General features: G+C 59.2%; 13 protein-coding genes. 3 read left to right on the top strand and 10 right to left on the bottom strand.

Going from position 1 to position 13,727, the window contains the following annotated elements:
- Nucleotides 1–71: 71 nt before the first annotated feature.
- The 7 genes from AWB64_RS08290 to phnS form a co-directional block, all read right to left on the bottom strand.
- Nucleotides 72–635: a phosphonate degradation HD-domain oxygenase gene (locus AWB64_RS08290; protein WP_060818204.1), complete on the bottom strand. Its 564-nt coding sequence runs from the start codon at nucleotides 633–635 to the stop codon at nucleotides 72–74.
- Nucleotide 636: 1 nt separating this feature from the next.
- Complete coding sequence (gene phnY / locus AWB64_RS08285; RefSeq protein WP_060818203.1) at nucleotides 637–2,091, bottom strand: phosphonoacetaldehyde dehydrogenase; 1,455 nt, start codon at nucleotides 2,089–2,091, stop codon at nucleotides 637–639.
- On the bottom strand, nucleotides 2,088–3,356 hold the full coding sequence (phnA, locus tag AWB64_RS08280; RefSeq protein WP_060818202.1) for a phosphonoacetate hydrolase: 1,269 nt from the start codon (nucleotides 3,354–3,356) through the stop codon (nucleotides 2,088–2,090). The genes phnY and phnA overlap by 4 nt, the downstream gene beginning before the upstream one ends.
- Before the next feature lie 140 nt (nucleotides 3,357–3,496).
- Nucleotides 3,497–4,336 carry a 2-aminoethylphosphonate ABC transport system, membrane component PhnV gene (gene phnV / locus AWB64_RS08275; protein ID WP_060818201.1) on the bottom strand — a complete coding sequence of 280 codons (840 nt, stop codon included), beginning with the start codon at nucleotides 4,334–4,336 and terminating at the stop codon, nucleotides 3,497–3,499.
- A complete protein-coding gene (locus tag AWB64_RS08270; RefSeq protein WP_060818200.1) occupies nucleotides 4,326–5,225 on the bottom strand; it encodes a 2-aminoethylphosphonate ABC transporter permease subunit in 900 nt (299 codons plus the stop codon). The genes phnV and AWB64_RS08270 overlap by 11 nt, the downstream gene beginning before the upstream one ends.
- Complete coding sequence (phnT, locus tag AWB64_RS08265) at nucleotides 5,203–6,291, bottom strand: 2-aminoethylphosphonate ABC transport system ATP-binding subunit PhnT (protein WP_374728606.1); 1,089 nt, start codon at nucleotides 6,289–6,291, stop codon at nucleotides 5,203–5,205. Before phnT ends, AWB64_RS08270 begins: the two co-directional genes overlap by 23 nt.
- Before the next feature lie 39 nt (nucleotides 6,292–6,330).
- The gene (gene phnS / locus AWB64_RS08260) at nucleotides 6,331–7,434 is read right to left on the bottom strand and encodes a 2-aminoethylphosphonate ABC transporter substrate-binding protein (RefSeq protein WP_060818198.1); all 1,104 of its coding nucleotides are present in this window, start codon (nucleotides 7,432–7,434) and stop codon (nucleotides 6,331–6,333) included.
- 272 nt (nucleotides 7,435–7,706) lie between these two features.
- Between phnS and AWB64_RS08255 the strand changes: the two genes are divergently transcribed.
- Complete coding sequence (locus AWB64_RS08255; RefSeq protein ID WP_060818197.1) at nucleotides 7,707–8,822, top strand: 2-aminoethylphosphonate--pyruvate transaminase; 1,116 nt, start codon at nucleotides 7,707–7,709, stop codon at nucleotides 8,820–8,822.
- Nucleotides 8,823–8,870: 48 nt separating this feature from the next.
- Here AWB64_RS08255 and AWB64_RS08250 read toward each other — a convergent pair whose 3' ends face one another.
- Complete coding sequence (locus tag AWB64_RS08250; RefSeq protein ID WP_060818196.1) at nucleotides 8,871–9,626, bottom strand: DeoR/GlpR family DNA-binding transcription regulator; 756 nt, start codon at nucleotides 9,624–9,626, stop codon at nucleotides 8,871–8,873.
- Nucleotides 9,627–9,835: 209 nt separating this feature from the next.
- On the opposite strand from AWB64_RS08250, the gene AWB64_RS32050 reads away from it, so the two are divergent.
- Nucleotides 9,836–10,099 (top strand): hypothetical protein, encoded by a 264-nt coding sequence (locus tag AWB64_RS32050; RefSeq protein ID WP_208603251.1) that lies wholly within the window; start codon nucleotides 9,836–9,838, stop codon nucleotides 10,097–10,099.
- A 160-nt stretch (nucleotides 10,100–10,259) separates the two neighbouring features.
- Here the strand turns inward: AWB64_RS32050 and AWB64_RS08240 are convergent, their stop codons facing one another.
- A complete protein-coding gene (locus tag AWB64_RS08240) occupies nucleotides 10,260–10,742 on the bottom strand; it encodes an aconitase X swivel domain-containing protein (protein WP_060818194.1) in 483 nt (160 codons plus the stop codon).
- Nucleotides 10,735–11,982, bottom strand: a complete 1,248-nt coding sequence (locus AWB64_RS08235) for an aconitase X (protein WP_060818193.1) — start codon at nucleotides 11,980–11,982, stop codon at nucleotides 10,735–10,737. The genes AWB64_RS08240 and AWB64_RS08235 overlap by 8 nt, the downstream gene beginning before the upstream one ends.
- A gap of 420 nt (nucleotides 11,983–12,402) precedes the next feature.
- Between AWB64_RS08235 and AWB64_RS08230 the strand changes: the two genes are divergently transcribed.
- Nucleotides 12,403–13,641: a metal-dependent hydrolase family protein gene (locus AWB64_RS08230; RefSeq protein ID WP_060818192.1), complete on the top strand. Its 1,239-nt coding sequence runs from the start codon at nucleotides 12,403–12,405 to the stop codon at nucleotides 13,639–13,641.
- Nucleotides 13,642–13,727 lie beyond the last annotated feature (86 nt).

Genomic DNA, 13,727 nt, shown 5'->3' with positions numbered 1-13,727 from the left:
TTGCGGCACGCGCCGTGCCTTTATTTAATTCGGTTTCCTTAGTGACTTGTTTTTATCCTGGAGTGGAAATACTAATTCGTTGCGCAGTGCCGCGCGGATAATCTTTCAATTAACTGAATATAACGGTCGAGCGCCGGGGTCTTGCAATCAGGCTGCTTTGCAAGATCGTCCCATAGGCGTAATGAAAGCGCGTCCTGAGCAAAGGGTTTTTTCAGGAACACTTCTGCTTCTTCCTCGCTGAAAATGCCGCCCTGCAGCTTGAGGCTGCGTACGGAATCCGCCGAGAGCATGGAGAAATATTCCGGGTCGATTGCACATAAACAGCGTTTTGCATCGACGTGAAGTCGGATCGGTTCGAGCACGGCGTCGCTAAAAAGCGGCCGCAAAAAAGGCAGCGCGAAATATTGATGCAAGTCGTCAATACCGCGCTGACTTGGCGTCTCGCCCTGCAGGTTCAGCAAATGGCCCAGATCGTGCAGGAAAGCGGCGGCGACAAGCGCTTCGCCGGCGCCGGACGCTTCTGCCAGCGTCGCGGTCTGCAATGCATGCTGCAATTGCGTCACCGGTTCGCCGCTGTAGGCCATTGCGCCGTATGTGTTGAAAAGATGACGAATCTCAGGGACAGTCAAAGCCATGTTATTCCCATGGGAGCGAAAAAGTCTTGAGGCTCGTGAAGCTTTTCATGGCTTCCTGGACGCCTTCCTTGTAGCCGAGACCCGAGTCTTTTATACCGCCGAAAGGTGTCAGTTCTATGCGATAGCCGGGCACCTCCCACACGTTGACCGTGCCTACGCGCAGTTCATTCACGAAGCGCGTGATCAGGTCGGCGCGGTCGGTGCAGATACCGGATGACAAACCGAACGCGGTGCCGTTGCTGATGCGAATGGCGTCGTCGACCGTATCGAATTCGATGATCGGCGAGACAGGCCCGAAGGTTTCTTCGCTCACCAGCGTCATGGCGGGATCGACGCGATCCAGCAGCGTCGGCGAATACAGCGCGCCGTTGCGGCGGTTGCCACAGAGCAGGCGCGCGCCCTGGCGCACGGCCTCGTTCACGCGCGTTTCGAACGATTGCGCGGCGGCCACATCGATCACCGTGCCCATCTGGTTGGCGGTGTCGAACGGATCGCCGTAGCTCCATGCGCGCGTTTTCTCAAACACACATTCCGTAAAGCGCGCCGCTATTCCCTTTTGCACCAGCATGCGCTTGACCGCCGTGCAGCGTTGGCCAGAGTTCTTGTATGAACCTTGCACCGCGAGCGTGGCGGCGCGTTCGACATCCGCGTCGTCAAGCACGATCAGCGGATCGTTGCCGCCCAGTTCGAGCACCACGCGCCGGTATCCCGCCTTGGCGGCAATCGCCTTGCCGATCGCCACGCCGCCGGTAAAGGTGACCAGTTCCGCATGCCGGTGCGTAACGAGTTCATTTGCTATCTCGCGCGGGTCTCCAGTCAGGACCTGCAGCATGGGTGCGGGCAACCCCGCTTCGTAAAGCACGTCGGCGAAGTAGTACGCCGATAACGGCACCTTCTCCGATGGCTTCAGGATCACGCGATTGTTGGTCGCTATGGCAGGCGCTATCTTGTGCGCGACCTGGTTCATCGGATGGTTGAACGGCGTGATTGCAACAATGGCGCCAGCGAGCGGCTCGCGTTGCGAAAATACGCGCCGCGCCTTGCCATGCGGTGTGAGATCGCAGGAAAAGCTCTGGCCGTCATCGCGCAAGGCTTCCATCGCGGCGAATCTCAACACGTCGGCGACGCGGCCTATTTCATATCGCGAATCCTGTTTCGATAACCCCGACTCCAGCGAGATGAGATCCGATGCTTCCTCGGTGCGCTCACGCATGAGTTGCGCCGCGCGTTCGAGGATTTGCGAGCGCTCGTAGCGCGTCAACGTCGCGCGGTATTTCGCGGCGTACTCGAAGGCATCGCGCACGTCTTGCACGCTTGCCATTGGCACCGTGCCAACCCGGGTATTCGTGTAGGGATCGAAGACATCGATAGTGCGTGTACGCGCTGCACATTCGCCCTTCAGGCGCAGTTTTTCCACACGCAACGCGTGCTGTTCGACCGCGAGAACGGCGCTCATGATTCGATCACCAGATGGTTGAGCGCAATGCTGAAGACATCGAAATTACGCAGCCATTTTCCGTTGAGCCGCGATTCGAAACCATCGGTTTTTCGATTGAACAAGAGCGGCACTTCCTGCTCCGATACACCGCCATGCGAGCGCAATGGAACCGTGAGCCCGGACAGGTCGTGTTCCGCGCGACGCGTGCCGAGCGCCGTGTTGCGGCCGCTCACCACAACGAGGTCGCCCACGCGGTCGTTCGGCAGTTCGAAGCGCTCGCACGCGGCGGCGTTCTCCAGCACTATCTCGACGCCTGGCAATTGCGCAATGCGTTTTGCCAGCGCTTTTGCGTCGACGGAACGCGGCAGGTAGATGGTCGCGAACGAGCCGAGCGCGCCATGATGGACAACATACGGATCGGTGATCGGCAGGATCACGCGGGCATTGGGAACATCCAGCGTTTGATCGAGCCAGTCCTGCAGATACACCACGTTCGGCTCGCCCGTGGATGGATCGTGCTTCGCGTTCATGCCGTGGTCGGCTGTCAGACCGATTACCGCGCCAAGTGCGTTCAACCGCGCGAGGTAGCCGTCCATCATTGCGTAGAACGCGTTCGCGCCATCCGTGCCCGGCGCGAATTTATGCTGCACGTAATCGGTCGTGGAAAGATACATCAGGTCGATGTCGCGCGTCTCTGCAAGCCGCACGCCGGCTGCGAACACGAACTCCGAGAGCCCGGCGCTATAGACGTGGGGCACAGGCTTGCCGACGAGTTCCAGCACCTGGTCGATGCCATTTTCCGCCAGCGTCGCGGCGTCGGCTTTCTCGGCCGAGAAACAGATGCCGTCGAGTTGCCAGCCGAGCAAGCGCCGCAGCTTGTCCTTTGCCGTGACCACCGCGACCTTGTCGCCGCGTCGCGCTGCCGCCGCAAGAATGGTCCCGGCGCGAAGGTAGGCGGGATCGTTCATCATGACCTCGGCGCCCTTGCCGCCGTTCGCGTCCGGATCGAAGAAATAGTTGCCGCAGATGCCGTGCACCGAAGGCGGCACGCCGGTCACGATGGACAGGTTATTCGGGTTCGTGAACGACGGAATCACGCAATCCGCACGAAAAGCGGAACCGCCCGCGAGCATGGTGCCAATGAATGGCGCCACGCCCGCGGCGACCGCTGCTTCGAGATAGCCGTATTCGCAACCGTCGACACAGACAACAACCGTCAGCGCGCGCGCCGGGCCGTACACGCGGCCATTAACTTCAATAGACGTTTCGGTGAAAATGGACATGACGTTCCTTTTCAAGCGTGGACCGGTATTTTCCAATCCGGCGCGATCTGCATATTTTGACGTATAACGCCAATATTTGCCACATTTTTCGGCGTGAGAAAATATCCTGCGCAAACAGGATAGTCATCAAAAAGCCGGGTTCAGGTCATGCGCCTGCGCGGCACCTTCGCTGCAATCAGCAACAGCGCGGCCAACGAGACTGCCAGCAAGATCAACGAAAGTGCGGACGCGGGCAGGTAGTAGCCGCGATTCACCTGTCCGACCACTACGATGGGAACCGTTGCAAATCCCGGCGGATAAACGGTCAGCGTTGCGCCCAGCTCACCCAGCGACAGCGCGAATCCAAGCGCGAGGCTTGCGCGAATTGCGGGCACGAGTTGAGGCAGGACTATGCGCGACAGCACCATGGAAGGCGGCGCGCCAAGACTCGCCGCAGCTTCGCGCAACACGGTGAGTTCGGGGCGCAGCGCAGCGGCCGCACATCTATAGCAAAATGGCAGCACCAGCGCCAACTGCACCAGCACCACGATTGCTGCGGACCCCGAAATATCCAGGGGCTTCTTGTGATAAGCAATCAGCACGGCCAGGCCGAGCACGACGCTCGGCACGCCGTTGGGCATCATTGCAATGGTGTCGACCCATGCACCCACGCCGCGGCGGTCGCGGCCTTCGAGCGCCAGCGCCAGCCAAAGGCCCAGCACGGTGCCCAGCACCGCGACGCCAAAGCCGACTTCGAGGCTGGTCGTGAGGGCATCGAAATCGCTCGAGCCGAGACGTTCGAACCAGCGCATGCTGAAGCCATCGGGGAAGACCGTTCCCGACCAATGCGATGCCACGCTGGAAAGCGCCACCACGATCACGGGCAACACGAACAGCCAGAAACAAAGTAGCGCGGCAAAACCAGTGAAGATCCATGCGCCGATCCGCTTCAGCGAATGCGGCTTCGACGCGGTGACGGGCAACGAAAATTCAGTTGCCATCGCGGCCTCCCGTACGCCGGTTCACGCGCCTGTAGAGCGCGTACAACGACAGCGACATCGCGAGCATCACCACCGCGCCGGCCGCTGCTGTGGGCAAGTCGAGATCGACGGTCGCCGAGCTGTAGATCGCCATCGGCAAGGTGATCAGATGCGCGCTGCCGAGCACGAGCAGAATGCCGAATTCGTTGAGCGTCAGCAGGAAACACAGGATGGTGCCCGCCGCGATACCGGGCCATGCCAGCGGCAGAATCACCCTGAACGCGACCATCGATCCGCTTGCGCCGAGGCTTTTAGCGGCTTCTATCAGGCGCATGTCGAGTGTCGCAAACGACGCAAGCGTCGGCCGCACCACGAACGGCGCGTAGAACACGACCTCGGCCAGAATGACGCCGCCAATGCCGAACAGAAAGTCGAGCGGCGGATTCTGCAAGTTGAACAGGCGTTGCAAGCCGATGCTCACCGACCCTTGCGATCCATATAAAAAGATCAGCGTGAACGCGACCAGGAACGAGGGGAACGCCACGAATAATTCGAGAAAACGCGTGATCAGTTTCGCGCCCGGAAAAGGCTTGAAAAACAGCATCGACGCAAGCAGCACGCCAAGCAGAGACGCGAGCGTGGCGCTGGCAAAGAGGATTCCAAGCGTCGTGCCAATCACGCCGCTGGTTTCAGGATTGGTGAAGAACGCGGTGTACGCATGCAGGCTCAAGCCGTGTTTGCCGGTCACGCTCAGCCACAGCAATTGCATGAGCGGGTAGATCACCAGCGGCCCGAGCACGACTACTAGAATGAACCACAACTGCCACTGCGCCCTTCGCTCGCGGCGACGTTTCGCAACGACGTGCGCGGCGTCGTCGACTATGGGTTCACTCGCTGATAAGGACGACATCGTCAACCTCGTGGCGTAGTGAAACACGTGCGCCCTTCTCGGGCATCGGACCATGCGAGCGCTGCATGGCAATCAACACGGGCTGGTTGGGCAACGCGTCGAGCATGACGGAAACCGAAAGCGCCGCGCCATACCATTCAACCGAGAAAATGGTGCCGTGCAGTTGCGCGCTGCCAAGCGGCACGATCGACAAACACTCGGGACGGATGCAAGCAAGCTTGCCGCGTTCGTCATGCCGGGCGTCGCCGATGGGAAACATGATCGACGGCGGCAACAGGTTCGCCGCGCCGAGGTAGCGCGCGACGAACGCGTCTTTCGGATTGTCGTAGAGTTCGCGCGGCGTGCCGAGTTGCGCAATGCGGCCATCGCGCATCAGCAACGTGCGGTCCGAGAGCACGAGTGCGTCGTCCTGATCGTGCGTGACGCAGACAATGGTCAGGTTTGGCAAACGCTCGTGCAACGCCTTGAGCTCGCTGCGAACCGAGGCACGCAGGTTGGCATCGAGCGCGGAAAGCGGTTCGTCGAGCAGCAGCACGTCAGGCTCGATCACCAGCGCGCGCGCCAGCGCCACGCGCTGCTGCATGCCGCCCGAAAGCTGCGCCGGCATCACATGCCCTGCATCGCCAAGCTGCACGAGCTTGAGCGCGTCCGCCACGCGCCGCGCGATCTCGCCTGCTTTGAGACGCCGCGCCCGCAAGCCGAACGCGACGTTATCGAACACCGAGAGATGCGGAAACAGCGCATAGCTTTGAAACAGCAGCCCCAGATTGCGCTTGAACGGCGGCACATGCGTGAGATCGCGTCCCGCCACCGTCAGCCGGCCAGCGAGCCCGTCCGCTTGCACAAACCCCGCAATGAACCTCAGCAACGTCGTCTTGCCGCAGCCGCTGCGGCCGAGCACGGTCAGCAATTCACCCCGCTCGATAGTCAGCGAGAGATCATCGAGCACCGTGCGCGCGCCGAAGCGCACGCTCAGCCGGTCGATATGCACGCCGCCCGGCGCGGGCTTGATCGAGTCGGCTGCGGCGGTTTCACGGGTGGCCGGAGCCAGCGTCAAAGTGTTCACGGTTCGCATCCCTGTGAGCGTCGAAAAGAACGCAAGCGCTTAGGACTTCGGCTTGACCACGTCGAGCTGCTTGCCCGAATTGCCGATCACATCGTTCTTCCAGCGCGTGGTCCATGCTTCTTTCTTTGCCATGACCTGGTTCCAGTCCACCGGAATCAGCTTCACGCCCGCGATGGCCTGCTTGACCGCCTCGCCGTTCTTGCCCGCGAGCGGCACGTCGGTGCGGCCCGGAATGCCGTAGATGTCCGGCACCTTCGCCTGCACTTCCTTCGACATCAGATAGTCCACCAGCTTCTTGCCTTCAGCCTGGTTCGGTCCGCCCTTGATCAGGCCAATGGCGTAGGGCAACTGGAACGTGGTCGGTGCTTCGCCGGCCTTGGCCGAGAGGAAAATCGGCTTGAGCGAGAGGCCGCCATTGGTGGCGTCGTCCAGATCCATCTGCAGGTCGCCGTTGGCGAACGAGATTTCATTGCGCGAGAGCAAAACGTCGAGATAACCCGTGCCTTTCGTATGGAATTTCGCGCTCTTCTCGAGATCGGTCAGATAGGCAAAGGCCTTGTCCTCACCCATCAACGCGCTCGTCAGGATGATCACGGCCATGCCGTCGCCCGCTGTCGCGGGATTCGAATAGGCCACCTTGCCGCTGAAATCGGGATGCAGCAGATCGCCGAACGTCTTCGGCGCCGTCTTGGTGATTTCGGGGTTGATCGCGAACGAAAAATAGTTGTTCACGAAGGTGGCCCATGCACCATCCGGCGCCTTCGCGATTGCTGGCACGTTCTTGTAGTTCACGCTCTGATACGGCTGCAGCAAGCCGCTTTGCGATGCCTGCTGAATGAACGGCGGCAGTGTCACGAGCACATCCGCCTTGGGCGAATCCTTCTCCACCTGCGCACGATTCACTACTTCCCCGCTGCCCGCCGTGACGATGTTGACCTTCACGCCTTCCTTCTTTTCGAAAGCCGGCAAGACGTCCTTGTACAGGTTCTCCAGGCCATCGGCGGTGTACAGCACGACTGCGTCGGCGGCGTCCGCCTGCATGGCCGCCATGCTTGTGAGCGCGGCCACGGCCAGCGCCGGCAGCACGCGCGACGCGGCGAAACCTGAAGCCAGGCGAGCTGCGGAAAAGCGATTTCTTGTCATGTTGCAAGTTCTCCGGGAAGGCGAATTCAACCAGGTGGCGTGAGGACGGACGCACGGTTTTTCCAGATACCGCTTGCGTCCTTTGCGTCCGATGATTCATTGGCGCGGAGCCCGTTTCCGGGGCCATCCGCAGCCGATCGAAGCATCGCAGAACTTCATGACAGCACCATGACGATGCCACATTATTCCAACAAAGAACACATTTCGCCAATATTCGGCTTAGACTCCGGGTTGAACGATTAGCGTCCTTATGAAACCGACTGGAGAAGAACGTGATCAACGGAAGTGATCCGATATTGCTGACACCCGGCCCGTTGACGACCTCGCCCGCCACCCGGCAGGCCATGTTGCGCGACTGGGGATCGTGGGATGCGGCTTTCAACCAGATGACAAACACGATCTGCGTTGATCTGCTCGCCATCGTGTCTGGTCAAAAAGATTTTGTATGCGTACCCATGCAGGGAAGCGGCACGTTTTCGGTGGAAGCCGCGCTGGGTTCGCTCGTGCCGCACGAAGCCGTGGTGCTCGTGCCGAACAACGGCGCGTATTGCACGCGCATCCTGAAGATTCTCGGCCGGCTCGGCGTGGCGGCAATCGAGCTGAACTTGCGCGACGACGAACCGGCGAGCGTCGAACGTATAGAAGACATGTTTTTGCGCGAGCCGCGCATCACGCACGTGGCGCAGGTGCATCTGGAGACAAGCGCGGGCTTGCTCAATCCGCTGGAAGACATTGCCGCGTTGTGCGCGCGTTTTGACAAACGCCTGATCGTCGATGCAATGAGTTCACTCGGCGCATTGCCTATCGATGTGTCGAAAGGCGGTATAGATGCGGTGATTTCAGCGAGCGGCAAATGCCTCGAAGGCGTGCCGGGAATGGGCTTCGTGATCGTGCGGCGGAGCTTGCTGGAAGCATCGGAAGGCATTTCGCGCTCCCTCGCGCTCGATCTCCACGATCAGTATGCATACATGCTGAAGACCTCGCAATGGCGCTTCACGCCGCCCACGCACGTGGTCGCCGCGTTGCGCGCCGCGCTCGATCAGTTCATTGCCGAAGGTGGACAAGCCGCGCGCGGCGCGCGGTATCGCGGGAATTGCGCGACGTTGATCGACGCGATGGCGGTACTTGGATTCAAGCCGTTCCTGGACGCTTCGGTGCAGGCGCCAGTGATCGTCACGTTTCATGCGCCGCGCGATCCGGCCTACGATTTCAAGCGTTTTTATGAAGCCGTGCGCGAGGCGGGTTACGTGCTGTATCCGGGCAAGCTTACGGAAGTGGAGACGTTTCGCGTGGGCTGCATTGGCGCAATCGATGCCAACGAAATGCATAACGCAGTGGCCGCGATCGGCCGTGCTCTGAACGCGCTGCACGTGCGGCTTGCGGCATAAAACATAGGCATAGAGCAAGCCATTCATGCCGCATATGCAATCAGGCGATCAGGCGATCACCAGTTCCGGCCCGCGAGCGGCGATTGCCTTGCGCAACGTTTTATCGGGCGCGAGTTCGGTGATCAGATACCGCGCTTTCTCGAAACCGCGGATGCGCACCGGCGTGACGTTGCCGAACTTCGAATGATCCGCGACGATCACAGCGGCGCTCGCCGCCACGATCATGCGGCTGCGCACTTCGGCGGCGAGACGCGAATAGTCGGTCAGGAACGCGTCGGGCGTGATTGCGCCCGCGCCCACGAACGCAAAGTCCACGTGGTATTGCGAAAGCTGCTGAACGGTATCGAGACCGAGCACGGCGTCTTCATGATCCAGCAGTTCGCCGCCAAGCAGCGTGATCTTGTTGTCATTGCGCCGCCCAAGCAGCATTGCGATGCGCCAGTCATTGGTATAGACCGTCAAGCGATGCCGGTCGCCGAGCGCACGCGCGACCGCCTGTGTCGTGCTGCCCGAATCGATGATCACCGACGCGCCGTCTGGCACGAACTGCGCGGCGCGCTCGCCGATTGCGCGCTTGGCGGAAGCGTTCGCCGCTTCGCGCACGTCGAGGTCAGCCTCCCGGCGGTCGTTGGACAGCGCGCCGCCATGAGTGGTCGCAATCAGGCCGCGAACGGCCAGCGCATTGAGGTCGCGCCGGATGGTTTCACGCGATACGTCGAGCGCGCGCACGAGTTCGGCGACGGACAGCGCGCCGCTCTTCGACAACTCCGACAAGATGTATTGATGACGTTGTTCGGCAAGCATTGACAGCTCTTCCTTCATCATCCCGCGAGAGGCTCGACTCGCAGGGCAGTTTTTGATTAGATGCCCTTTAGATTTAAATCGCCTGCCGGCCTGTAATGGCTGCGACGCCGGAATCATACACGGTGCGAAAGCTATGTGAGGATTTCCCCACGGGCCACGTTGAACGGGTCCGCGATTCGTTTGGCGCCGCGCAGCCACGTCAACGCATCATGACAAAGATCGGCCCAATTGCTGGCTTGCCGGCCGCCTCGATCATGCGAAAACCGGCGTTTGATCTTCCCAATGGGGAGCGGCAGGTCGTGTGCGGCAAACTGAAAAGCGTGGGGCGAAAACGCGACGGAAAGTTGGAGAACGTCAAGCGGGTCAATGCACGAAACCACAACAACTGCGTTATCCGTCTTGAATTCCCGCAACAGCAGGCGCCCCGGCAAGACGCTAGCCGGCCCCAAATCAGGCCTTTTCTTCCCGATTGAAGCAGTCGATGTACCCTTGACGCAAACGCGCAAGCCTGACTTAGTCGATGGATTTGAACGTGTCGAGTTCCGCAGCGCTCCGAGCGTAATGCAGCAATCCTTTTGAGAGGAGATTAAGCGCTCGCGAAGAATGTGTGGGCTCGACCGTTCATAAGGTGTGTCATTCGTCGAGAAAAACCTGCGCGCCGCCCCCTTCAGCCGCCTCGATGCGCAGTGCTCCCTTGGAGCCCGCAATCCGGTCGAAGTCATTCGGCGCGAGACAGACGACGGGTACCACTAGCCCATAGAGCTCAGCCGCGACAATCGCACCTATTGCGATGATCAAATCCCGTTCCCCAAGCACGATTCCAACAGGCCCTGTTCCGTTTCGTATCGCCTCTGCAAGTACGCTGCTGCTGGAACTGGAACCTTTGGCGCGCGCCATGATCATGATTTTCCCTGCGAGACTTTCTCCGCATTGTGGATGTGTCCGGTCGATGATCGTGGCGGCGTTGCAGTCATATCCGCCCCAAAAACTCAAGGGCTTTTCCAGCACTATTTTGTCGGCGCTGGCGACGCCGGGAATCAGGACGTCGCCAAACAGAGATTCCCCTGCCTGTAGATGGGTACTATCCGAAACCGGAACAGGCGGATGCTTAGCCATGGAAAATTACCTTTCCTTTGAAAGCCGATTGCACGCATTCGCTCATGCTTCCATATGCGACACTGACGCCGATGTTCGCTGGCGCATACGACGCCCATTTACCTGAATTGGTCATCACAAGTCCGGTCAGTTTTTTCATGACAGGCGTGATGTACGTGCATGTATCGACGACGATCTGAATGCCACGCTCCTCGAATTTGCTTGCCAGTCCAATCTCGTTCAATTCCCAAAGAATAAACCGGCTTGTATTTACGTAGAAGTCAGTCTTTGGGCGCCCTTCGTGGCGATCGAGCAGATGGCCTAGTTGATGAAACTCAGCCAGAGAGAAATGAGGAGTTCCAAGCGAGACAGCGACGAGATCATCGCCTTCGCGTCCTCCATTGAGCGCTTTTCGTATTTCATCGAGGTCCGAGAACGAAACGCTCACGCTTTTTAGCGGCGCGCGATTTTGCAGCGCAGCTTCAAGCGTCGGCGCTTCCGGCGTGATACCGACAGCGTGAAACAATGCAACCGAGCCGCTTGATGCCGCCGCCGCACCGAGCGCTTTCAATTCGTCCTCGGTCGTGTCTTCGGGAAGGCCGACAATAACCGGAACAAATGCACCCGCGACCTTTCCGACAAAGAGCCCAAGCGCTGCAAAGTAGATATCGCGCGAAGTCACACGCCTGAAGTCCGTCAGTTCAAAAACAATTTGTCCCGCGCGGTTTGCTTCGACATGCAGACCAGCGTACGGTGCGCGACCCGTGATGGCAGCCGCCAGGTCGAGAAAATCGCCGTAACGGCTGGTCCGCGCACCAAGCACGGAATTGGCGAAAACGATCGCATTGGATTCCGCCCACGCAATCTGTTGTCCTTTCCCTGGCCGGTTTTTCGCTTGATAAGGCGCGCAAGTGAAGGTCGGTTCACATCCAAGCAGAAGATGTGCGTCCATCAACCTTTGTGCATCGCGCTGGATAGAAGGGTCACCGTGGTAGAGCTCAGGATGAATCAGGTCCAGCGAACCGACGTTCAGGGTGGTGGGCACCGCAACCCTCGCACCCGTACCCACGAAGAATTCGACGAAATCAAGGCTTGCCTGTCCGTGATAAAGGCAACCGTCAATATGGGCCGACGTAATGTCGATCAATTGATTCGCGACCATGACCTCGGCAGTACGCTTGACAATACGCATTGCGCGCGCCGCGCCCTCTCCCAACTCGCCATTCAACATCGCGTTATCGCGCTCGTTCAACTGCAACATCTGATGTTCCTCACCCGTGCAAGAAAGTCCCAACTGGACTCCAGCTAAAACGTTTAGCCGGAAATCACGAGCACTCATATTGACTTCAATGAAATCCAAATTCAAGTACATTTGGACCGCAGTACGTTTGTATTTTGAACGGACTTCTGATTGCTCACTGCATAGCCCTGAAGTTTTGAACTTGCTTGTTTGTTGATTCCCCATGGACTACGATTGGACCGGGATTCAATTGGTCATCGGCCTCTTGCACTTCTGTTCTGTTTGCAACCTGCAAGGGCTATGTCCGCCGGCATAGTGCCGGTTTTCCAGACAACGGACCGGTGCAATTACATTCAAGCCGGCCGCGTCAGATCTCTTCACATTGGTCCGTCGAGGCACCCTTGCGGGTCTCGGCAATCCGCATTCGCAACCAAGGAAACCATGCTCATTCTTTTTAAAAGTGCTCGCATAGTCGACGTCAATCACAATGAAGACGACCAACCGTACGACGTTTTGGTTGAAGACGGTGTCATTCGTGAAGTCGACACTCACGTTGGCGTCAGCTCGGAAGCAACGGTTCTCGACATAAAAGGTAAAACCTTGATGCCGGGGCTGATCGACTGTCATGTCCACGTAATGGCAAGCATGGCAAACCTTGGAACGAATGCAAAGCTCCCGAACGCCTTCGCATTGTTCCGCGCCATCCCAATCCTTCGTGGCATGCTGGAGCGGGGCTTCACGAGCGTTCGCGACGCAGGGGGCGCCGACTACGCGCTGGCTCAAGCCGTGGAAACAGGACTTGCGGAAGGCCCGCGTCTTTTTACTTCAGGCAAGGCAATTTCTCAAACCGGTGGCCACGCGGATTTCAGAGTCAGGTTAGACCACAGTCCCGATAACTGCCCGTGTTCGCAATACTACGGCGCGATCGGCCGCATAGTGGACGGCGTCGATGAGATTCGCCGGGCCATCCGGCAGGAAATGCGTCAGGGCGCCACGCAAATCAAGATCATGGCGTCTGGAGGCGTATCCTCGCCGAGCGATCCGATTGGCAATCTCCAATTCTCCGAGGACGAGATCCGCGCCGCAGTCGCGGAAGCACGGCAACACCAGACCTACGTCATGGCTCATGCCTATACGGCTCAGGCAATCAGGCGCGCGGTGGATTTCGGGGTTCGCACGATCGAACACGGCAACCTGGTCGACGACGAAACCGCGAAAGTGATGGCCGATCGAGGCGCCTTCGTGGTGCCGACTTTGATCACATACGAAGCGTGCAGGACTGACGGTGCGCAAGCGGGCTTTCCAGAGGATTCACTCGTAAAGAATGCTGCCGTGCTGCAGAAAGGGCTGGATTCGCTGGAAATCTACAAACGAAACAAGGTCAGGATGGCCTATGGTTCCGACCTTCTGGGCACGATGCATCAGCGCCAGAGCGAAGAACTCATGCTGCGAACCCGCGCGTTTTCGAACCACGAGGTAATCTGCCAGGCCACGTCGGTCGCAGCGGAGGTTTTAAACAGGGCACACGAGCTTGGCGTTGTGGCGGCTGGGGCCATCGCGGACTTGCTGGTTGTCGACGGAAATCCGCTGGCGGATATTGGAGTCCTGGGTCAGCAGGGCCGCCACCTCGATGTAATCATGAAACAGGGGCAGCTTTTCAAGAACCGTCTGGCTGCGTAAAGGACGCAAGAACCGCTGATTGCCGGGACGTTCCTGCGTTCTGGCAATCAAGATAGATCACAAAGAACAAACTGGCGCTAAAGCAC

The sequence above is a fragment of the Caballeronia sordidicola genome, from assembly GCF_001544455.2.
GTDB classification, from domain to species: domain Bacteria; phylum Pseudomonadota; class Gammaproteobacteria; order Burkholderiales; family Burkholderiaceae; genus Caballeronia; species Caballeronia sordidicola.
The sequence above is the reverse complement of the archived record's forward strand: the minus strand, read 5'-3'. Positions and strand labels throughout refer to the sequence as shown.